Origin of the sequence: Pseudogulbenkiania sp. MAI-1 (assembly GCF_000527175.1) — a bacterium.
GTDB lineage: Bacteria > Pseudomonadota > Gammaproteobacteria > Burkholderiales > Chromobacteriaceae > Pseudogulbenkiania.
Map to the genome: position 1 here is coordinate 4,195,776 of NZ_AZUR01000001.1, position 19,303 is coordinate 4,215,078.

The 19,303-nt window shown below is 67.0% G+C and carries 19 protein-coding genes; 4 read left to right on the forward strand and 15 right to left on the reverse strand.

Annotated elements, in window-relative coordinates:
- Positions 1-3: 3 nt before the first annotated feature.
- A complete protein-coding gene (locus PSEMAI1_RS0119705; protein WP_024304519.1) occupies positions 4-1,140 on the forward strand; it encodes a PilT/PilU family type 4a pilus ATPase in 1,137 nt (378 codons plus the stop codon).
- A gap of 6 nt (positions 1,141-1,146) precedes the next feature.
- On the opposite strand, the gene PSEMAI1_RS0119710 is transcribed toward PSEMAI1_RS0119705, so the two are convergent.
- The gene (locus PSEMAI1_RS0119710; protein WP_024304520.1) at positions 1,147-2,361 is read right to left on the reverse strand and encodes an EAL and HDOD domain-containing protein; all 1,215 of its coding nucleotides are present in this window, start codon (positions 2,359-2,361) and stop codon (positions 1,147-1,149) included.
- A 64-nt stretch (positions 2,362-2,425) separates the two neighbouring features.
- On the opposite strand from PSEMAI1_RS0119710, the gene thpR reads away from it, so the two are divergent.
- Positions 2,426-2,932, forward strand: a complete 507-nt coding sequence (gene thpR / locus PSEMAI1_RS0119715) for an RNA 2',3'-cyclic phosphodiesterase (protein ID WP_024304521.1) — start codon at positions 2,426-2,428, stop codon at positions 2,930-2,932.
- An 83-nt stretch (positions 2,933-3,015) separates the two neighbouring features.
- On the opposite strand, the gene PSEMAI1_RS0119720 is transcribed toward thpR, so the two are convergent.
- The 8 genes from PSEMAI1_RS0119720 to cyaY all read right to left on the reverse strand — a co-directional run bounded on the left by PSEMAI1_RS0119720 (position 3,016) and on the right by cyaY (position 9,036).
- The gene (locus PSEMAI1_RS0119720) at positions 3,016-3,750 is read right to left on the reverse strand and encodes an amino acid ABC transporter ATP-binding protein (RefSeq protein WP_024304522.1); all 735 of its coding nucleotides are present in this window, start codon (positions 3,748-3,750) and stop codon (positions 3,016-3,018) included.
- Positions 3,751-3,755: 5 nt separating this feature from the next.
- On the reverse strand, positions 3,756-4,421 hold the full coding sequence (locus PSEMAI1_RS0119725; RefSeq protein ID WP_029770858.1) for an ABC transporter permease subunit: 666 nt from the start codon (positions 4,419-4,421) through the stop codon (positions 3,756-3,758).
- Positions 4,421-5,164, reverse strand: a complete 744-nt coding sequence (locus PSEMAI1_RS0119730; protein ID WP_024304524.1) for an amino acid ABC transporter permease — start codon at positions 5,162-5,164, stop codon at positions 4,421-4,423. The genes PSEMAI1_RS0119725 and PSEMAI1_RS0119730 overlap by 1 nt, the downstream gene beginning before the upstream one ends.
- A 226-nt stretch (positions 5,165-5,390) precedes the next feature.
- Positions 5,391-6,296, reverse strand: a complete 906-nt coding sequence (locus PSEMAI1_RS0119735) for a glutamate/aspartate ABC transporter substrate-binding protein (protein WP_024304525.1) — start codon at positions 6,294-6,296, stop codon at positions 5,391-5,393.
- Positions 6,297-6,389: 93 nt separating this feature from the next.
- Complete coding sequence (locus tag PSEMAI1_RS0119740; protein ID WP_024304526.1) at positions 6,390-7,124, reverse strand: amino acid ABC transporter ATP-binding protein; 735 nt, start codon at positions 7,122-7,124, stop codon at positions 6,390-6,392.
- Positions 7,125-7,258: 134 nt separating this feature from the next.
- On the reverse strand, positions 7,259-8,035 hold the full coding sequence (gene rsmA / locus PSEMAI1_RS0119745) for a 16S rRNA (adenine(1518)-N(6)/adenine(1519)-N(6))-dimethyltransferase RsmA (RefSeq protein ID WP_024304527.1): 777 nt from the start codon (positions 8,033-8,035) through the stop codon (positions 7,259-7,261).
- A gap of 270 nt (positions 8,036-8,305) precedes the next feature.
- Positions 8,306-8,722: a YqaA family protein gene (locus tag PSEMAI1_RS0119750; protein ID WP_024304528.1), complete on the reverse strand. Its 417-nt coding sequence runs from the start codon at positions 8,720-8,722 to the stop codon at positions 8,306-8,308.
- A complete protein-coding gene (cyaY, locus tag PSEMAI1_RS0119755; protein WP_024304529.1) occupies positions 8,719-9,036 on the reverse strand; it encodes an iron donor protein CyaY in 318 nt (105 codons plus the stop codon). The genes PSEMAI1_RS0119750 and cyaY overlap by 4 nt, the downstream gene beginning before the upstream one ends.
- 158 nt (positions 9,037-9,194) lie before the next feature.
- On the opposite strand from cyaY, the gene PSEMAI1_RS21585 reads away from it, so the two are divergent.
- Together PSEMAI1_RS21585 and PSEMAI1_RS0119765 are read left to right on the forward strand one after the other, a co-directional pair.
- Positions 9,195-9,317, forward strand: coding sequence for a lipoprotein (locus tag PSEMAI1_RS21585; RefSeq protein ID WP_084612740.1), 123 nt, complete (start codon positions 9,195-9,197; stop codon positions 9,315-9,317).
- Between the two features lie 123 nt (positions 9,318-9,440).
- Positions 9,441-10,538, forward strand: a complete 1,098-nt coding sequence (locus PSEMAI1_RS0119765; protein ID WP_024304530.1) for an aminotransferase class I/II-fold pyridoxal phosphate-dependent enzyme — start codon at positions 9,441-9,443, stop codon at positions 10,536-10,538.
- Here the strand turns inward: PSEMAI1_RS0119765 and PSEMAI1_RS0119770 are convergent.
- The 6 genes from PSEMAI1_RS0119770 to hemL form a co-directional block, all read right to left on the reverse strand.
- On the reverse strand, positions 10,535-10,873 hold the full coding sequence (locus tag PSEMAI1_RS0119770; protein ID WP_024304531.1) for a cupin: 339 nt from the start codon (positions 10,871-10,873) through the stop codon (positions 10,535-10,537). The genes PSEMAI1_RS0119765 and PSEMAI1_RS0119770 overlap by 4 nt on opposite strands.
- A 190-nt stretch (positions 10,874-11,063) precedes the next feature.
- Positions 11,064-11,549, reverse strand: coding sequence for a heme-binding protein (locus tag PSEMAI1_RS0119775; RefSeq protein WP_024304532.1), 486 nt, complete (start codon positions 11,547-11,549; stop codon positions 11,064-11,066).
- Positions 11,550-11,661: 112 nt separating this feature from the next.
- Positions 11,662-12,276, reverse strand: a complete 615-nt coding sequence (locus PSEMAI1_RS0119780; protein ID WP_024304533.1) for a response regulator transcription factor — start codon at positions 12,274-12,276, stop codon at positions 11,662-11,664.
- On the reverse strand, positions 12,273-13,715 hold the full coding sequence (locus tag PSEMAI1_RS0119785; protein WP_024304534.1) for an ATP-binding protein: 1,443 nt from the start codon (positions 13,713-13,715) through the stop codon (positions 12,273-12,275). The genes PSEMAI1_RS0119780 and PSEMAI1_RS0119785 overlap by 4 nt, the downstream gene beginning before the upstream one ends.
- 99 nt (positions 13,716-13,814) lie before the next feature.
- Positions 13,815-17,927 (reverse strand): SNF2-related protein, encoded by a 4,113-nt coding sequence (locus PSEMAI1_RS0119790; RefSeq protein ID WP_024304535.1) that lies wholly within the window; start codon positions 17,925-17,927, stop codon positions 13,815-13,817.
- An 83-nt stretch (positions 17,928-18,010) separates the two neighbouring features.
- A complete protein-coding gene (hemL, locus tag PSEMAI1_RS0119795; protein WP_024304536.1) occupies positions 18,011-19,288 on the reverse strand; it encodes a glutamate-1-semialdehyde 2,1-aminomutase in 1,278 nt (425 codons plus the stop codon).
- Positions 19,289-19,303 lie beyond the last annotated feature (15 nt).

Sequence of the window (19,303 nt, forward strand, 5' to 3'; positions counted from 1 at the left end):
ATCATGGAAAGAGACCAGGCCTCGAAGTTCATCCACGACCTGCTCAAGCACGCGGTCGGCAAGAACGCGTCGGACATCTTCATCTCGGCCGACTTCCCCCCGGCGATGAAGATCGACGGCAAGATCGTGCCGGTGTCGCAGCAGCCGCTGTCCGCCCAGCACACCAAGGAGCTGGTGCGCTCGGTGATGAACGACCGCCAGATGGAGGAGTTCGAATCCTCGATGGAGGCCAATTTCGCCATCAGCCCGCCCGGCATCGGGCGCTTCCGCGTCAGCGCCTTCATCCAGCAGGGCATGGCCGGCATGGTGCTGCGCAAGATCAATACCGAGATCCCGACCTTCGACCAGCTGCGCCTGCCGGAGGTGCTGAAGGACGTGGCGCTGATCAAGCGCGGGCTGGTGATCTTCGTCGGCGGCACCGGCTCGGGCAAGTCGACTTCGCTGGCGGCGCTGGTGGATTGGCGCAACAGCCACAGCCAGGACCACATCATCACCATCGAGGACCCGATCGAGTACGTGCATCCGCACAAGAAATCCATCGTCACCCAGCGCGAGGTCGGGGTCGATACCGACAGCTGGGACGTGGCGCTGAAGAACACCCTGCGCCAGGCGCCGGACGTGATCCTGATGGGCGAGATCCGCGACCGCGAGACCATGGGCTACGGCCTGCAGTTCGCCGAGACCGGCCACCTGTGCCTCGCCACCCTGCACGCCAACAACGCCAACCAGGCGCTCGACCGCATCCTGAACTTCTTCCCGGAGGAGCGTCACCAGCAGGTGCTGATGGACCTGTCGCTGAACATGCGCGCCATCATTTCGCAGCGGCTGATCCCGCTCGCCACCGGCCGCGGCCGGGTGGCGGCGGTGGAGGTGATGCTCAACAGCCCGCTGATGGCCGACCTGATCTTCAAGGGGGAAATCGCCTCGCTGAAGGAAGTGATCGGCAAGTCGCGCGAGAGCGGCATGCAGACCTTCGACCAGGCGCTGTTCGATCTGTACGAGGCCGGGCTGATCAGCTACGAGGACGCGTTGCGCAACGCCGATTCGATCAACGACCTGCGCCTGAAGATCAAGCTGTACGGCGAGGGGGCCAAGGACCGCGACCTGCTCGAGGGCATCGACCACCTCGATATCATCTGAACCGGCTCACGCCCACATGCGCTTGACCCAGTCCAGCGACTCGGTCTCGATGCGCGTCAGCAGTTCGGCGTCGTAACCCGCCGGCTGCACCGTGTTTTCGTCCTCCAGCGACACGGTGACCCTGAGCCACTCGCCGAGGATGTGGCGGCCGTCGAGCACGGCCTCCTTGATGTTCTGATCGACCGGCAGCTGCGGAATGAGCTCGGCCTTGGGACGCAGCATCAGGGCGTCGATCAGCGACAGGATGCCGACCATGAACGCCTGTTCGGCCAGCAGCGGCGCGTCCGGCCGCAGGCACTGGGCCAGGCGCTCCATGATGCGCCCGCGCGTGGCGGCCAGTTCGAGTAACGGATTGTGACGGACCTTGTCGCTCTGCGGGACGGCGGTGGCGAACATCAACAGCAGGGTCCAGCGCTTGATCTTGTCGCGCCCCAGAAGCAGGATGGCCTGGCGAATCGAAGTGACCGCCGACTTGTCGGCCAAAGCTGCGGTGGAGGTCAGCCTCAGCAGCATCAGCGCGATGTCCGGCGCGCTCTTGAACGCCTCTTCCAGCGCATCGGTCTCGGCGTCGCTGAGGATCAGCCCCAACAGGCGCAGCAGCACCGAGACCTTGGGGCGCACCTGGCGCGAATGGATCACCGTGGGATGGGCGAAGAAGTAGCCCTGGAACAGCTTGAAGCCGAGCAGGCGACAGGTCTCGAACTGTTCGGGATTGTCGACCTTTTCCGCCAGCAGGGTGCCGCGAAAATCCTCGAGCGACTTCAACAGGGCCGGCAGCGCGGACAACTCGACCAGGCTCAAGTCGATCTTGACGATGTCGACATATTCGAGAAGGGCGCGTCTGTCGTCGTCAAGCGTCCCCAGATCGTCCATCGCCAGGCGGAAACCGCGCTGGCGCAGGTCGGCCAGCCGGGCCAGCAGGGCGGGCTTGGGACGGACCGTTTCCAGTATCTCGAGCACCACGGTGTCGTGGGGCAGCACGTTGATGAGATCGCTCATCAAAAGCTGTTCGTCGACGTTGATGTAGCCCTGCCGGTCGCCGAGCACTTCGGCCACGCCGAGGTCGACGAAGGCGTGGCGGATCACCGTGGCGGTGGCGGCGAAATCGTCGACGACGTGCGCCGCGTTGACCGGGCTGGAACGGAACAACAACTCGTAGCCGACCAGGTTTTCCTTGGCATCCACGATCGGCTGCCGTCCCAGAAAGTGCGTTGAATACATGAAGAAACCCGTGTCGTCTCTGAGTGAGGAATGGTTCGATCAGTTTAGGGAAAGGAATCGGGTCTTGAGACTCTTTTTTGCCATCATACCGGACAAGTCGACGTCCGTGTCATTGCATGCCAATGGCAAAAGTCTGGCCAAATTCAGCCGCGGCCAAGTGGTCGGCCCCGAGCGGCTGCACCTGACGCTGGCCTTTCTCGGGGAAGTGCCGCCCGAGCGGCTGGACGAACTCTTGGCGATCGGGCAAGGCCTGCCGCGCCTCACCGGGGAGATATGGACGATAGACCAAGTCGGCGGCTGGCCCAACGGCATCGTCTGGGCCGGCAGCTCGCAGCCGTGCCCGGCGCTGAGCGAACTGGCGGCCGCCTTGCAGCAGGGACTGGCGCAGGCGGGTTTTCCGACCGAGACCCGGCCGTTCGTACCGCATGTGACCTTGTTGCGCCGGGCGCGCCGCCGGCTGCCGCCGCAGGACATCGCGCCGCTGCCGTTCGTCCTGCTGCGCGTGTCGCTGATGGAATCCACGCTGACGCCGCAGGGGCCGCAGTACCGCGAACTGCAGCACTGGCCCTGAAAGTAAAAAAACGCCACCGGGTTGCGGTGGCGTTGCGCGGTCAAGACGGGGCGAAGATCGTTCGTCCCGCCGTCATCCATGGCTCAGTGCTGCAGGATCTTGGACAGGAAGTGCTGGGCACGCTCGGAGCGGGCCTTGATGTCGCCGAAGAATTCTTCCTTGGCGCAGTCCTCGACGATGGCGCCCTTGTCCATGAAGATGACGCGGTTGGCCACCTTGCGTGCGAAGCCCATCTCGTGGGTCACGCACATCATCGTCATGCCTTCGTGCGCCAGTTCCACCATCACGTCCAGCACCTCGTTCACCATCTCCGGGTCGAGCGCCGAGGTCGGCTCGTCGAACAGCATCGCGATCGGGTCCATCGACAGGGCGCGGGCGATCGCCACGCGCTGCTGCTGGCCGCCGGAGAGCTGGCCCGGGAACTTCTCGGCGTGGGCCTTGAGGCCGACGCGGTCGAGGTAGTGCAGGCCCTTCTGGCGCGCCTCGTCCTTGCTGCGCCCCAGCACCTTCTCCTGGGCGATGGTCAGGTTCTCGGTGATCGACAGGTGCGGGAACAGCTCGAAGTGCTGGAACACCATGCCGACGCGCGCGCGCAGCTTGGGCAGGTCGGTCTTCGGGTCGCCCACCGAGATGCCGTCGACGATGATCTCGCCCTTCTGGAACGGTTCCAGCGCGTTGACGGTCTTGATCAGCGTGGACTTGCCGGAGCCCGATGGGCCGCACACCACCACCACTTCGCCCTTGTTCACTTCCGTCGAGCAGTCGGTGAGCACCTGGAAGTCACCGTACCATTTGCTGACGTTCTTGAGAGTAATCATCGCGCTCATACTGCCAACCTTTTCTGCAGGCGCTTCACCAAGGTGGAGGCGCCGAAACTGATTACGAAGTACACCACCCCGGCAAAGATCAGGAATTCGTGCGGCTGGCCGACGATATCCCCCTTGGAGCGGGCGGTGTTGAGGAAGTCCATCAGGCCCACGGCGTACACCAGCGAGGTGTCCTGGAACAGGATGATGCTCTGCTGCAACAAGAGCGGCATCATCTTGCGGAACGCCTGCGGCAGGATGATCAGCCGCATCGCCTGGCCGTAGGTCATCCCCAGCGCGTAGGCGGCGTTGAGCTGGCCCTTGGAGATGGACTGGATGCCGGCACGCACAATCTCAGCATAGTAGGCCGCTTCGAACATCATGAAGGCCACGAGGCAGGAGGTGAACGCGCCGACCGCGACGAATTCGCCGGAAATCCACTTGAAGATCAGCGGCACCACGAAGTAGAACCAGGTGATCACCAGCAGCAGCGGAATCGAGCGGAAGTAGTTGACGTAGAACTTGGCGATACCCGACAGCAGCGGGCTGCTCGACAGGCGCAAGAGCGCGAGGATAGTCCCCAGCGCCACGCCGCCGCCCACCGCCAGCAAGAGCAGCTTGAGCGTCAGCGCCATGCCATCCATGAGCCCCGGCAGGGACGGGCCGATCTGGCTGAAATCCATTATTTGGCACCTCCCATCATGCCCGGTACGCGAAGCTTACGCTCCACCCAGCCCATCAGGCCCATCAGGCTCATGTTGAGCACGAAGTAGATCACCGTGGCGAGCGTGAACGCTTCGAACAGGTTGGCCGAGAACTCGGCGGTCTGCTTGGTCTGCGCCAACAGTTCCATCAGGCCGATCAGCGAGGCCACCGAGGAGTTCTTGAAGATGTTCAGGAATTCGCTGGTGAGCGGCGGAATGATGATGCGGAAGGCCTGCGGCAACAGCACGTAGCGGTAGACCTGGGCCTGCTGGAAGCCCATCGCCATGGCGGCGTAGTTCTGGCCACGGGGCAGCGCCTGGATGCCGGTACGCACCTGCTCGCACACCCGGGCGGCGGTGAAGAGGCCGAGACAGACCACGACCGACAGGTAGGCCGAGGTGGCTGGGCTCAGGTCCTGCTTGAACCAGATCTGCGCCTGTTCCGGCAGCAGGTCGGGTACCAGGAAGTACCAGATGAAGAGCTGTACCAACAGCGGCACGTTGCGGAACAGCTCGACGTAAGCGGTGGCGATGCCGGCGGCGGCTTTGTTGGGGAGCGTGCGCATCACGCCCAGCACCGACCCCAGGATCAGCGCGATGATCCAGCCGGCCAGCGCCACGGCGATGGTCCAGCCCAGACCGGAGATGAACCAGTCGAGGTAGATCTCGCTGCCGATACCGGTGGACTTGAAGAAGACGTTCCAGTCCCAGTTGTAATTCATACCGAATCTCCAAACAAAATGGGGGAGACGACCTCCCCCGGAGCCCGGCATGTTCCTGTCCATTGCCGCGCCGGGGGAGGGCGCGGGCAGCAGCAACCCTCACGGCCAATGCGGGATCGGCTGTGAAGGTCCCCGCCTCGGGGGCGGCTGGCCGGCGCGGGCGGCGGCAATGCCGCCGTCTCGCGCCGGGGACAGGTTCACGACGGGCTCGAGTCGCCCGTCAGGATTACATCTGCTCGGCGGACTTGTCGGTCGGGTTCTTGATCAGACCCTTCAGTTCATCCGACATCGGGAAATTCAGGTTGAGGTTTTTCGGCGGAACCGGGTTCATGAACCACTTGGTGTAGATCTTGTTGATCTCGCCGGACTTGTAGGTGGCCTTGATGGCGTTGTCGACCACCTTCTTGAAGGCCGGATCGTCCTTGCGCATCATGCAGCCGTAGATCTCGAACGATTGCGGCTTGCCGGTCACCACCCACTCGGCCGGGTTCTTGGCCTTGGCCATCTCGCCGTACAGCAGGGCGTCATCCATCATGAAGGCAACGGCGCGGCCGGATTCGGCCATCAGGAACGATTCGCCGTGGTCCTTGGCCGAGATGATGTTCATGCCCATCTGCTTCTCGGCGTTCATGGCCTTGATCAGACGCTCGGAGGTGGTGCCGGCGGTGGTCACCACGTTCTTGCCCTTCAGGTCGGCGAAGTCCTTGATGCCGGAGGTCTTCTTGGTCAGGAGACGGGTGCCGATCTCGAAGATGCCGACCGAGAAGTCGACCTGCTTCTGGCGCTCGACGTTGTTGGTGGTGGAACCGCACTCGAAGTCGACGGTGCCGTTCTGTACCAGCGGGATGCGGGTCTGCGAGGTGACCAGGTTGTACTGGACCTTCAGGGTCGGCATCTTCAGCTCTTTCTTGACGGCATCGACGATCTTGTTGGCGATGTCCATCGAGTAGCCGATCGGCTGCTGGTTGTTGTCGAGGTAGGAGAAGGGGATGGAGGCGTCACGGTGACCGACGACGATGGTCCCGGAATCCTTGATCTTCTTCAGGGTGCCGGTCAGGTCGGCGGACATGGCCGGAGCAGCGAGCAGGGCGCCAACGGTGGCGGTACAAATGAGTCGAGTGGTAAAACGCATGCAAGTTTCTCCTGATTTTCCCGTTTTATTAATCCCGGCGCCCTTCGTGCGAGGGTCAGCCGTGCTGACAGCGTGCTCCGTCCCGTTGCCGACTCACTGCATCGGCGTCAGCAACTGGCGCAGGAACTGCTTGGCCCGATCATGCTGAGGGTTCATGAAAAACTCCTCAGGCTGGGCTTCTTCTATGATCTGGCCATGATCGACAAACACCACCCGGTCGGCCACTTCGCGGGCGAAGCCCATTTCATGGGTCACCACCATCATGGTCATGCCCGACTCGGCCAGGTCCTTCATCACGCGCAGCACTTCACCGATCATTTCCGGGTCCAGCGCCGACGTGGGCTCGTCGAACAGCATTACCTGAGGCTGCATGGCCAGGCCGCGGGCGATCGCCACACGCTGCTGCTGCCCACCAGAAAGCTGCGCCGGGAAGGCGTCTTTCTTGTGGGCCAGTCCAACCCGCTCTAGCAATTGCAGTGCCAGCTTTTCGGCGGCCGCCCGTTCCATCTTCTTAACCATTAGAGGCGACAGCGTGATGTTGTCAAGTACCGACAGATGCGGGTACAGGTTGAAATGCTGGAACACGAAACCCACTTCGGCACGCAGGGCGTTGAGGTCGGTCTTGGGATCGACCACGTTCTTGCCGTCCACCCAGATCTCGCCGGAGTTGATCGATTCGAGCTGGTTGACGGTGCGGATCAGCGTGGACTTGCCCGAGCCGGACGGCCCGCACACCACCACCACCTCGCCGGCCGCGACGTTCAGGTTGACGCCGTTGAGGACATGCAGGTCCTTGAACCACTTGTGCACGTTAATGAAGCGAATCATCTTGCGCTCTTTCTTTATTCGATTTTCTGTTACGTTTCAACGCGTTGCCAGCGCTCGCCGGCCACCGGGCCGGTCTTCGCCGCCCCGATTCTCGGGGCAGCTGCCGGGCAGCGCAAGCGGCAACGCCGCAGGCGTCAGCGTCGGCCGCTCAGCAGGTTGGCCATGGCCACGTACTGCTCCACCGCCAGGTTCTCCGGGCGCAGGCCCGGGTCGATATCCAGCGCGGCGAAATCGGCCTCGTCCAGCACACCCTTGAGGTTGTTGCGCAGGGTCTTGCGCCGCTGCGAGAAAGCCTGGGTGACCAGGGCTTCCAGCAGCCTCTCGTCCTTTGCCACGCCGCAGCGCCCCGGCGCCGGGATCATCCGCACCACCGCCGATTCCACCTTGGGCGGCGGCCAGAACGCGCCCGGCGGTACATGCAGAATCTGTTCCATTTCAAAGCGATACTGCAGCATCACCGTCAGCCGGCCGTAATCCGCGGTGGACGGTGCGGCCACCATGCGCTCGATCACTTCCTTCTGCAACATGAAGTGCATGTCGACCACGCGGTCGCCATAGCTCGCGAGGTGGAACAACAGCGGCGTGGAGATGTTGTACGGCAGGTTGCCGATCAGCTTGAAACGCGTGCCGATGCTGGCGAAATCGAAGGCCAGCGCGTCGCCCTCGTGGATGGTCAGGCGCTCGGGCGGGAACTCGCTCTTGAGGCGACTGATGATGTCGCGGTCGATCTCGACCACGTGCAGGTGCGGCAGCCGCGCCAGGAGCGGCCGGGTCAGCGCGCCTAGGCCGGGGCCGATTTCGACCACGATGTCGCCGGGCTGCGGGTTGACCGCGTGCACGATGCTTTCGATCACGCTGGCGTCCTGCAGGAAGTTCTGGCCGAAGCGCTTGCGGGGGATATGTTTCGTCATGGGCTTTCGTCATGAAGCGCTCATAGGGCGCATGCCATATGATGCAAAAAAGAATGGCGGGTGTGGTTTTTTTTGTCTCACTGCCTGAGTAAATTGCGAAAATAATCTATCGACAAATCTATTTTGATAGAAATATTTTTTGTGCCAACCTGGTTTCGGGCGCCATTTGCACTCCCACAGACAGCGCTACGGGACGCTTGCCACCCATTTTTGTTCGGAAAACCGAACGACATTGCCTGGCAATATACGGAAATCCGGATTGCCGCATGCTCAGCGCACCAGCGTCTGCAGGGTCAGCGCAATGGCACCGTAGCGCAGCCCCTTGCCGACGGTGAGCCACAGCACGCTGGGCAGCAGCGGCAGGCGCAGCCAGCCCGCCGCCAGCGGCAGCGCGTCGCCGATCAGCGGCACCCAGGCCAACAGCAGGGTGGCGGGGCCGAAACGCTCGAACCAGCGCGCCAGCCGGGGCGACAGTGCCTTCTTCGGCGCCAGCCGCCCCAGCCACAGGCTGCTGACGCTGCCGGCGGCATTGGCGAGCGTGGCCGCGAGCAGTGCCGGCCACAGCCAGTCCGGCCATTTATAGAGGTAGGCGGCAAGCGCCAGCTCGGAGTTGCCCGGCAGCAGCGTGGCCGACAGGAAGGCCGAGGCGGTGAGCCCGGCCAGCGCCAGCGCCGCCGCGTCCATCATTCGGTGATCTCGAAGTCCTGGCCGGAGGCTTCGCGCACCGCCTGCGACAGCGTGGCGAAGAATTCGGCGCCGTCGCGCGCGGCGAGCCACTGGCCGTCGTTCCAGGCGAAGTGGTAGCCGCCGCTCCTGGCGGCGATCCACAGCTCGTGGTTGCTGCTGTGGCGGTTGATCACGATCTTGGCGCCGTTGTCGAACTCGATTTCCAGCACGTTGCCGGTGGTGAGGAAGTCGGCGTCGAGGCCGGCGTCGTCGATGGCGTTCTCGATGCGGGCGAAGATGCCGTCGGTGAGGATGAGGAATTCGCTGTCGGTCATGTCGTCTTGTCCAGTTGGGTCGGCAGGCGGCCGGTCGATGCGCGATGTTGCCAGGCGAGCGGGCCAGGGCTGGCAGGCCTGCCTGAGGAAACGGGCGCTATGTATCGGCGCGGCGCGCTTTGCTAGTATCGTGATTTTGCCACATCGGACCCGTTCCCATGCGAACCATGATCTCCCTCGTGGCCCTGTGCCTGCTGGCCACGGCCTGCGGCTACAAGGGGCCGCTCTACCTGCCCAAGGACGCGCCGGCCCAGCAGCACAAGGACGCCTCGGCGCCGTGAGCCCGGCCTAGCCGCCCATGCCCCGCCCGCCGGGGCATTCTTCATATGGTTAGCACGGCCAGTTCCGGATCATCCTGCAGACACCGCCTGGAATGATCCACATCGCCTTCGTGGAGTGACCCAATGACCCGTTTCGCCCGCCACCTCGAGCATCACCCCATCGTCAATCCGTTTCCCGGCATCGTGAAGCTGGAGGCGGCGCTCGGCCACCCGGTCCGCGCGCGCATCGGCTCGAACGAGAGCATGCCGCAACCGGCCTCGCCGCTGTTGCAGCTGATCGGCGCCGCCGGCGCCGAGCTGGCGCGGCTCTATCCCGATCCCTACGCCCACGCGCTGCGCACGCGCGCGGCGGCGCTCAACGGCGTGGCGGCGGAGGAGGTGGTGTTCGATACCGGCGCCGACAGCCTGATCCTGCTGACGCTGCGCTTGTTCTGCAACGTCGGCGACACGGTGGTGAGCACGGCGGGGACGTATCCGACGCTGCGCTACTTCGCCGAGGGCGTCGGCGCGCAGGTGGTCGAGGTCGACTACGCCCGCCACGACGGCTTGGTGGCGCCGGACCTGGCGGCACTGGCCGAGGCCGCTCACCGCCACCGGGCGGCGCTGGTCTACCTGGCCAACCCGGACAACCCGAGCGGCCACTACCACCGCGCCGAGGCGATCGAGCGCTTGCGCGCCGCGCTGCCGGCGGACTGCGTGCTGCTGCTGGACGAGGCCTACGTCGATTTCTGCGTGGACGAGGCCGATGCGCCGCCGGCCGGGGTGCTGCCCAACACCGTGCGGCTGAGAACCTTGTCCAAGGCCTACGCGCTGGCCGGCCTGCGCGTGGGTTACGCCATCGCCACCGCCGACATCGTCGCCAAGGCCGACCAGATCCGCCCGCAGTACGCGCTGTCGGCCATCGCCCAGGCGGCGGCGCAGGCGGTGCTGGACGAGCCGGACTACGCGCGAAGGCTGATCGCCGACACGCTGGCGCTGCGTAGCCAGCTGGCGGAGGCGCTGCGCGAACGCGGCCTGACCGTGCTGCCCAGCCGCACCAACTTCGTCGCCATCGCCTACCCGGATGCCGCCATGGCCGAGCACATCCAGCGCGCCTTGCTGGCCGACGGCGTGGCGGTGCATCGCCCGCCGCACCCGGCGATGAATCAGCTGCTGCGCGTTACCGCCCATCCTCAGGCGCTCGACGCGGCGGTGCTGGACGCGCTGGCGGCGCGGGACTAGGCCGTCTCCGCCGTGTCGTAATGCACCGCGAGCCACACCGTCGGCTGCCCGGGGTCGGTCCAGTCGACGCGGTGGCGGCGGTGCGGCGCGATGTCGAGGCAGTCGCCGGGGCGCAGGTCGCGCGGCGTGCCTTCGTCCTCGAACAGCAGCTTGGCCTCGCCGGCCAGCAGCAGCACCCATTCGCCCCGGGGCTGGTCGAACCAGTAGCCGGGCGGGCTGGCCTGGCCGAACGACACGATGCGCTCGATTTTCAGGCCGGGACGGTGCAGCAGGCTGTGGAACACTTCCCGGTCGCCGGCGGCGGGCAGGTCGTTGAGTAGGTTGTGGATCATCATCGGCGTTCTCCGTGATCGGCCCGGACGGCCAAAGGGCGGGGCGAGACACCTGTCGGCCCCCCCATGACTGGATGATAGCCAAGGGCGGGCCGGGTTTCGGGCATGCGCCGTTGCAGGCTTTCCGCTGGGCACTCACGGAGAAGGCAGCCCGCAGGCTGCCGTTCTTGCATCGGTGATACCGGGCAGACGCTTACTTCAGCAACCCGGCGTTGGCTTCCAGCGCGGCCAGGGCGCATTGCTCGTCGAGATGGCCACCCGGCGCGCCGCCGACGCCGATGGCCCCGATCACTTCGTTGCCGACCTTGAGCGGCACGCCGCCCCCCAGCAGCAGGAAGCCGGGAATGTGCACCAGATTGGCGGCGCCCGGATTCTTCTGGGCGTTTTCCATCAGCGCCGAGGTCGCCGCCTTGGCCGAGGCGGCGGTGAAGGCCTTGGCGCGGCTGGCGTCGATGGTGTGGGCACCGGCGTTGTCGGCGCGGGCGAAGGCCTTGAGCAGGCCGGCGCGGTCGACCACGGCGGCGGCGACGGCGTAGCCCTTGGCCTGGCAGGCGGCGACGGTGTCGTTGGCCAGCTTCTGGGCATCGGCCAGTGCCAGGTTGCGTTCGCTCAGCGCCCCGGCGTGGGCGGCGCCGGCAAGGCAGAGCAGGGCGAGGGTGGCGAGGCGGGTGCGGATCATGTCGGGACTCCTGTCGGTTGCGTTGTTCACGGACAGGCTCAAGCTTAGTGACGGACTGTCGGTGCCGCCATGCGCCCGGCTACGGTATTGCCTCCGTAGCATTACGGAGGCATCAGCCCATCAGCGGCAGGTATTGGCGGATCAGTTGCGCCAGGGTGTCGACCTCGAGCTTGGCGAACACGTTGGCGCGGTAGGTTTCCACGGTGCGCGGCGACAGGGCCAGTTCGCGCGCGATCTCCTTGTTGGTCATGCCGGCGCAGACGCGCAGCAGCACTTCTTGTTCGCGCCCTGACAGCCGTTCCAGCCGCTGGCGCGCCTCCTGGGTGGCCGCCAGCGTGGCGCGGCTGGCGATGTGCTGGCGCAGCGCCTTCTGCACGGTGTCGAGGAACAGGTCGTCATCGACCGGCTTTTGCAGGAATTCCACCGCACCGCCCTTGAAGGCGCGCCGGCACAGGTCGACGCTGCCGTGACCGGTCAGCAGGATCACCGGCAGGTCGGCCTCCGTCGCCAGCCGTTCCAGCACGTCGAGCCCGCTCATGCCGGGCATGCGGATGTCGAGCACCACGCAGCCGATGGCGGCGCGGTCGAAGCGGGCGAGGAAGTCTTGCGGGTCGGCGTAGGGTTCGGCACGCAGGCCGACGCTCTTCAGCAAGAGCGCCAGGCCGGCGCGCACCGCTTCGTCGTCGTCGACCAAGTGGATCAGCGGCGATTGCCGGTTTTCGTTCATGTCGGATCTCCCTTGGCCAGCGGCAGCGTCAAGGTGAAGCTCGCGCCGCCTTCCGGCCGGTTGGCTGCCGTTAACCGCCCGTGCAGCGAGCCCGCCAGGGTCTCGCATAGCGACAGGCCCAGCCCCATGCCGCCCGGACGGGTGCTGTAGAACGGTTCGAACAGCCGCGGCAGAGCGTCGGCGGCGATGCCGGGGCCGTTGTCGACGACGGCAAAGCGGTAGTGCCCGCCTTCCGCCACGCCGCCGACTTCGATGCGACGCGGCGGCGGCGCTTCGCGCAGGGCGGCGATGGCGTTCAGCAACAGGTTGTGCAGGATCTGTTCCAGCGCCACGCGCTCGCCGAGGGGAGAGCAGCCAGGGCTGGCGTTGTGCCAGTCGAGACGGATGGCGTGCCGGCGCAATTCCGGCTCGAGCAGGAATTGCAGGGTAGCGAGCAGCTGGTCGGGGTCGACCGCGTGTGTCGCCGGCGGCGCATCGGGTTGCGCCACCAGGGCGCGCAGCCGGGCGATGATGTCGGCGGCGCGGCGTGCCTGCTCGGCGCTGGTGCGCAGCGCCTGGCGCACGCTGTCCTGCTCGTCCGGATCGTCCAGCAGGCGCTCGGCGGCGCGGGTATGGGCCAGGATGGCGGTGAGCGGCTGGTTCAGTTCGTGTGCCAGCCCGGCGGCCATTTCTCCCAGCGTGTTCAGCCGCGCCACGGCGGCGAGCCGGGCACGCTCGCGTTCGCGCCGGGCGGCGGCACGGCTCTGCTGCCAGCCGGCGCCTCCGGCCAGCAAGCCGGCGCACAGGGCGCTCCACAGCAGCGCGCGGGCCCACGGCCACTCGCCCGGCGTCAGCGCATGGCGGCTGTGCAGCACGAAGGGCTGGCCGGGTGCCGCCAGCGGTTTGTCGATGGCCAGCGTCCAGCCCAGCCACGGCGCTTCGGGCTGACGCTGCAGCAGCATCAGCGGTCCCTGCGGCAGTTCCAGCTGCACGTTGCCGAGCGCCGCCGGCCAGTCGCCCGCTGCCAGCAGGCGGCGGCTGTCGATCAGCAGCGCCCAGCCCGAGGCGTGCGCCAGCCAGTAGCGACCATCGCCGGACGGCAAGGCCAGCGGATGCTGCAGCCGTGCGGCACGGGCCACGGCGGCGGCCAGTCCGGGCGGGGCGGCGCCATCGCCATGCCAGCGCCCATCGTGCCAGCGGCCGAGCGCCAGCAACTGCGGCAGCGCCGAGCGCAGGCCGGGGAACAGGGCGGCCGGAGGCGGCGCCTGCGGCAATACCGCCAGCGTGGCCAGCACCGCCTCGTGCTGCACGGCCTTCTGGCTAAACAGGCGGTGGGTGATGCTGGTGTCCTGGAGGAAGCGCGCCTTGCGCTCGGCCAGGGTCTGCGCGGCGAGCCAGCCGGCGCCGGCCAGGCTCAGGCCGAGCCAGACCAGCTGGAGGCGGCGGGAGCGGGATGTCATGGCGGCATTATGGCACGGCGTGGCGCCGGCCCCCTTCCGTAGCGCTACGGAGGAGGGGCCGGGTTGGCAAGGCGGGGGGCATACCGCCAGAGAGGCGGCTTACTCCCCCCGGAGCAGCTGCAGCAGTGCGTCGGCATTGAGCTTGGCGCTGATCTCGCCGCCTTCCAGCAGGCTGTCGGCCAGGTCGCGCTTGGCGGCGTGCAGCGCCACGATCTGTTCCTCGATGGTGTGCTCGGCCACCAGCCGGTAGACGGTGACGGGGCGCTGCTGGCCCATGCGGTGGGCGCGGTCCGAGGCCTGGTCTTCCACCGCCGGGTTCCACCACGGGTCGAGGTGGATGACGTAGTCGGCGGCGGTGAGGTTGAGGCCGGTACCGCCGGCCTTGAGGCTGATCAGGAACAGCTCTCCCTCGCCGGCCTGGAAAGCGTCGACGCGTGCCTTGCGCTCCTTCGGCGGGGTGGCGCCGTCGAGGTATTGGTAGGCGATGCCGCGCTCGTCGAGCCAGCCGCGCACGATGGCGAGATGATCGACGAACTGGCTGAACACCAGCGCCTTGTGGCGGTTGTCCAGCAGCTCCTCGGCGATCTCGGCGAAGGCGGCGAGCTTGCTGCCGGCGAGCGGACTGTCCTCCAGCACCAGGCGCGGGTGGCAGCAGAAGCGGCGCAGCCGGGTGATTTCGGCCAAGACCTTGAGCGGTTTGCTGTCGTCCTGGCCCAGCGCGTCGAGCTTGTCCACCGCCTGCTGGCGCAGCGCCTCGTAGAGATGCATTTCCTCGCCGGACAGCGGCACCTTGAGGGTGATCTCGGTGCGCGGCGGCAGTTCGTCCAGCACCTGGCTCTTGGTACGGCGCAGGAGGAAGGGTTGGATCAGCGCCTTGAGCGCCTTCCTGGCGTTCTTGTCGCCGCGCTCGACCGGGATGGCGAAGCGCTGGTTGAAGCGTTCCTGGCTGCCCAACAGGCCGGGGTTGAGGAAACGGAATAGGCTCCACAGCTCGCCCAGGTGGTTTTCCACCGGGGTGCCGCTGGCGGCGAGCTTGAAGCCGGCCGTAAGGCCCAGCGCCGCCTGGGCGCGCTTGGTACCCGCGTTCTTGATCGCCTGCGCCTCGTCCAGCACCACGCTGGTCCACGGCACCGCGGCGAAGGCGTCGGCATCCTGCTGCAGCAGGCCGTAGCTCGTCACCACCAGGTCGAACGGGGCCAGGTCGGCCAGCGCGCGCTGCTGCTGGTAAAAGCGGACTCGGAGCGTCGGGGCGAAGCGGGCGGCTTCGGCCAGCCAGTTGAGCGCCACCGAGGTCGGTGCCACCACCAGCTGCGGCCCGGCCGGGGCGCGCTCGAGCAGCAAGGCCAGCGTCTGCACCGTCTTGCCGAGCCCCATGTCGTCGGCAAGACAAGCGCCCACGCCCCAGCGCGCGAGCCGGGACAGCCAGGCGTAGCCTTCCAGCTGGTAGTCGCGCAGTTCGGCCAGCAGCGTGGAGGGCGGCTTGGGCTGGTAGTCGCGCAGGCTCTCCAGCGTGGCGAGCTGTTCGCACCAGGCGGCGTCGGCCTCGAACTGGCCGGCCTCCTGTTCCAGCTCGGCCAAGAGCGGGGCGGTCAGGGCGGAGAGGCGGATGGCGCCGTCCTTGCCGACGTGATCGGCCAGCAGCGCCAGTTCGTCGAGCCGACGGCGCATGGCATCGGTGAGCGCCAGCCAGTCCTGCTCGCCGAGCTTGAGGAAGCGTCCGGGGCCGGCCTGCAGCAGTTCCAGCAGCTGGCGCAGTTGCAGCACACGGCCGTCGTCGAGTTCGACATCGCCGGAGAGCACGAACCAGTCGCCCTGCCGTTTCAGGCCGAACTTCATCTGGGCCAGGCCACGGCGTGCCTTGATGCGCATGCGTTCACCTTCCGGCCAGACGCACTCCAGCATGGCCGGGTCCATCGCCTGCAATTCGGACAGCACTTCCAATGCCGCCTGCGGCTCGGCCAGCTGCCATTCCTGGCCGTCGCCGTCGGCTTGAGCCAGCGCCGGGCAGGCATCGAGCAGGGCTTGCAGCGCCTGCTTTTCCTGCCGCAGATCGCGGCGCGTCTGCAGGGCCTTGCCCTCCACCTCGCCCATCAGGTTTTCCATACCCTGGCCGGGCTTGCACCAGGCGCCACCGGGCAGCGGTCGCACCAGCAGTTGCAGGCGCAGGCCCTGCTCCAGCGGCAGCAGGTGGGCGTAGAGCCGGGTGTCGGCCGGCACGGTGGCGACGTGGGCCGCCAGCTCGGGGAGATCGGAGTGGATCGGCACCAGCGGCGCGATGCGGGTGATGGCCTCCATCAGTTGCGCCTTGGCCGCCAGCGGCACGGTCAGTTCCTTGCCGACGATGGCGGCGATCTGGCGGATTTCCTTGCTGACCGGGTAGACCACCAGCCGCGTCGGGGTGTCCTTTTCCCACACCACTTCGCTGTCGGGGCCGACGCGGGCCGGGGTCAGCTTGAGCTGGATGTGGGCACCGCTTTCCTTCAACTGCAGCGCCACCTGGCCGGCGACGATGTCGATGCGCACGTCGGGGGCGTCGGCCCAGAACAGCGCCGGATGGCCGACCAACGCCGGCAGCGCCTTTTCGCCGTCGAGTTCGTAGCTGGAGCCGCCGTAGTAGCCGTCATAGCTGCGCTGGATGTGGCGGATGACGTTGCGGTCCTGTTCCAGCAGGTAATCGTAGCTGTCGGCCTCGTCCTGCAGCCGCTTGAGCGCCACGGCGCGGCCCTTGCTCCATTGGCCCTTGGCGCCGAGCTTCTGTTCGCGCGGTTCGAGCAGCACGCCGTGGCGTGCCGCACTGACGAACCAGGCGAGCCGGGTCGGGTTTTCCGACGCCGGTCGTGCTTCGCCTGCCTTGCCGGGGGCGAGCGAGAACAGCGCGGTGAGCGCATGCTGCCAGGCTTCGCGACGCTGGTAGACATCCAATAATGGCCGCGCGCCGTGCCGGCTGTGCCAGTCCGGCGTGCTGCGGGGCTCGCCGAATTGCCGCTCCAGCAGCACCTCCAGCTCTTCGACCACGCGCTGGTAGCCTTCCTGATGCATGCGCTCGCGGAAGGCGTGCAGCGTGGCTTGCCAGCCCCTGGTGGTGGCCTGCCGGGCATCGAGCCAATAGAGCGCCAGCGCCAGCATCAGGCCGTCCAGCCCGGCCAGGTGGATCTGCTCGGGCAGACCAAGGTAAGCCGGCACCGCCACGCCTTCCTGCAGCGCTACCAGGTGCTGCAGCAGGGCGTAGCTCTGGCCGAGGTTGTGCTTGATGCCGTGCTGGATCGCCTGCTTCAGCTCGGCCTGGCGGGCCGGATCGGCCGCGCCCAGCAAGGCCAGGCAGTAGAGCGCGTGCAGTTCGGCCGGCAAGTCGAGCTTGCGTTGCCGGGTTTCTGCCTTGCGCTGTTCGCGCCAGGCGTCGAGATGGGCCAGCGCCGCGCCGTAGCTGCCCTGCAGCAGCAGGGCGCTGAGCGCACCGCCGAGGCTGTTGCCGATGCGGCCGAACTGCGCCACCCGCTCGCCGTCGCCGCGCCACAGCGCTTGGCGCAGCAGCCATTCGGCCAGTTCTTCCCAGTCGCTGTAGCCGCTGTCCCAGCGCGACAGCGCGTAGTCGTAACCGTGGCGGAAGCCGTCGAAACGCCAACAGGCTTCCGGCAGGTAGTCGAGCAGCAGCATCACCTGCACGTCGTCAGCCAGCCCGTCGAACAGCGCGCGCCCGGCGGCGTCGGCGAACAGCCGCTTGGCCGGCGAGGGCGGCGTCTGCCCGGCACGCTGTTGCAACTCATGCAGTTGCGCGAGCCAGCGCTGCGCCGGTCGGGCCTGGCCACCGAGCACGGCAAGCCACAGTTGCAACTGGCACTGCGCCAGGTCGGCCGCTCCCCAGCTCGCCTGACGGCTGCCGAGATGCTCGGGCAGCAGCTTGCTCCAGCGCGCCAGCTCGCGCCGGTCCTGCAGCAGGGGCAACAGCGCGGCGGTGCGCGCCGCCGGCGCCAGGCGGAAGGGCAGGCCGGGGGTGCGCACGATCCACTGCCGGTTCTCCAGCTCGGCCAGCAGCGTACCGAGCCGGACGCTGTCGAGCGCCTTGCCGTGGTCGTCGTGCACCTCGGCGCGATGCAGCAGCGTCAACAGGTTGGCCTTGGTCTCGCCGCCGGGCAGCAGCGCCAGCACGGACAGCAGCGCCTGGTGGGCGGGAGTGAGGGCGGGCTCGATGGGATCGGAAAACAGGTCGGTCATGATTGGTGGGTAAGGGCAGCAGGACGGCCGGCCAGGCCGCAGCCCCAGGTAGAGTTCTGCAGCCTGGCCGGTTTCAGCGGAACTTAGATCTTCGCCAGCGCGCGGCGCGCCGCGGCGATGGTCTCGTCGATCAGCGCGTCGGTATGGGCGATCGACACGAAGCCGGCCTCGTAGGCGGACGGCGCCAGGTAGATGCCTTCGTCGAGCATGGCGTGGAAGAACGCCTTGAAGCGGGCGATGTCGCAGCGAGTCGCCTCGGCGTAGCTGGTCGGCACGGTATCGCTGAAGTAGAAGCCGAACATGCCGCCCACGCTGTCGGTACTCATCGCCACGCCGGCCTCGCGCGCGGCCTCGGCGAGACCCGCAGCCAGCTTGGCGCTGCGCGCGGAGAGCGTGTCGTGGAAGCCCGGCTGCTGGATCAGCTTGAGCGTGGTCAGCCCGGCCGCCACCGCCAGTGGATTGCCGGACAGCGTGCCGGCCTGATAGACGTTACCCAGCGGCGCGATCTTGGCCATGATGTCGGCACGGCCGCCGAATGCCGCCAGCGGCATGCCGCCGCCCACCACCTTGCCCAGCGTGGTCAGGTCCGGCGTGATGCTGTGCAGGCCCTGGGCGCAGTTCAGCGCCACGCGGAAGCCGGTCATCACCTCGTCGTAGATCAGCAGTGCGCCGTGCTGTTCGGTCAGCGCGCGCAAGGCCTGGACGAACTCGGCCGACGGCTTGATCAGGTTCATGTTGCCGGCGATCGGCTCCAGGATCACGCAGGCGATCTGGTCGCCGACTTCCTTGAAGGTGTCGGCGAGCTGCTGCACGTCGTTGTACTGCAGCACCAGGGTGTGCTTGGTGCAGTCGGCCGGCACGCCGCCGGAGGACGGGTTGCCGAAGGTCAGCAGGCCGGAGCCGGCCTTCACCAGCAGGCTGTCGGAATGACCGTGGTAGCAGCCCTCGAACTTGACGATCAGGTCGCGCCCGGTGAAACCACGCGCGAGGCGGATGGCGCTCATCGTCGCCTCGGTGCCGGAGCTGACGAGACGAAGCTGCTCGACGGACGGCAAGAGCTTGCAGATTTCCTCGGCAATCTCGACCTCGCCCTCGGTCGGCGCGCCGAACGACAGCCCGCCGACGGCGGCGTCCTGCACCGCCTTGACCACCTCGGGATGGGCATGGCCGAGGATGGCCGGGCCCCAGGAGCCGACGTAGTCGAGGTACTGCTTGTCGTCGGCATCCCAGAAATAGGCGCCTGCGGCGCGCTTGACGAAGCGCGGCGTGCCACCGACCTGGCCAAAGGCGCGTACCGGCGAGTTGACGCCGCCGGGGATCACTTGCTTGCCACGTTCAAACAGTTCGAGATTGCGGGACATGATGGTTTCCTGATG

Excerpts from the sequence above, each read along its gene's own strand:
- PSEMAI1_RS0119705 (WP_024304519.1), top strand. The coding sequence starts at position 4 with ATGGAAAGAGACCAGGCCTCGAAGTTCATCCACGACCTGCTCAAGCAC.
- PSEMAI1_RS0119710 (WP_024304520.1), bottom strand. The coding sequence starts at position 2,361 with ATGTATTCAACGCACTTTCTGGGACGGCAGCCGATCGTGGATGCCAAG.
- PSEMAI1_RS0119720 (WP_024304522.1), bottom strand. The coding sequence starts at position 3,750 with ATGATTACTCTCAAGAACGTCAGCAAATGGTACGGTGACTTCCAGGTG.
- PSEMAI1_RS0119725 (WP_029770858.1), bottom strand. The coding sequence starts at position 4,421 with ATGGATTTCAGCCAGATCGGCCCGTCCCTGCCGGGGCTCATGGATGGC.
- PSEMAI1_RS0119730 (WP_024304524.1), bottom strand. The coding sequence starts at position 5,164 with ATGAATTACAACTGGGACTGGAACGTCTTCTTCAAGTCCACCGGTATC.
- PSEMAI1_RS0119735 (WP_024304525.1), bottom strand. The coding sequence starts at position 6,296 with ATGCGTTTTACCACTCGACTCATTTGTACCGCCACCGTTGGCGCCCTG.
- PSEMAI1_RS0119740 (WP_024304526.1), bottom strand. The coding sequence starts at position 7,124 with ATGATTCGCTTCATTAACGTGCACAAGTGGTTCAAGGACCTGCATGTC.
- rsmA (WP_024304527.1), bottom strand. The coding sequence starts at position 8,035 with ATGACGAAACATATCCCCCGCAAGCGCTTCGGCCAGAACTTCCTGCAG.
- PSEMAI1_RS0119750 (WP_024304528.1), bottom strand. The coding sequence starts at position 8,722 with ATGATGGACGCGGCGGCGCTGGCGCTGGCCGGGCTCACCGCCTCGGCC.
- cyaY (WP_024304529.1), bottom strand. The coding sequence starts at position 9,036 with ATGACCGACAGCGAATTCCTCATCCTCACCGACGGCATCTTCGCCCGC.
- PSEMAI1_RS21585 (WP_084612740.1), top strand. The coding sequence starts at position 9,195 with ATGCGAACCATGATCTCCCTCGTGGCCCTGTGCCTGCTGGCCACGGCC.
- PSEMAI1_RS0119765 (WP_024304530.1), top strand. The coding sequence starts at position 9,441 with ATGACCCGTTTCGCCCGCCACCTCGAGCATCACCCCATCGTCAATCCG.
- PSEMAI1_RS0119770 (WP_024304531.1), bottom strand. The coding sequence starts at position 10,873 with ATGATGATCCACAACCTACTCAACGACCTGCCCGCCGCCGGCGACCGG.
- PSEMAI1_RS0119775 (WP_024304532.1), bottom strand. The coding sequence starts at position 11,549 with ATGATCCGCACCCGCCTCGCCACCCTCGCCCTGCTCTGCCTTGCCGGC.
- PSEMAI1_RS0119780 (WP_024304533.1), bottom strand. The coding sequence starts at position 12,276 with ATGAACGAAAACCGGCAATCGCCGCTGATCCACTTGGTCGACGACGAC.
- PSEMAI1_RS0119785 (WP_024304534.1), bottom strand. The coding sequence starts at position 13,715 with ATGACATCCCGCTCCCGCCGCCTCCAGCTGGTCTGGCTCGGCCTGAGC.
- PSEMAI1_RS0119790 (WP_024304535.1), bottom strand. The coding sequence starts at position 17,927 with ATGACCGACCTGTTTTCCGATCCCATCGAGCCCGCCCTCACTCCCGCC.
- hemL (WP_024304536.1), bottom strand. The coding sequence starts at position 19,288 with ATGTCCCGCAATCTCGAACTGTTTGAACGTGGCAAGCAAGTGATCCCC.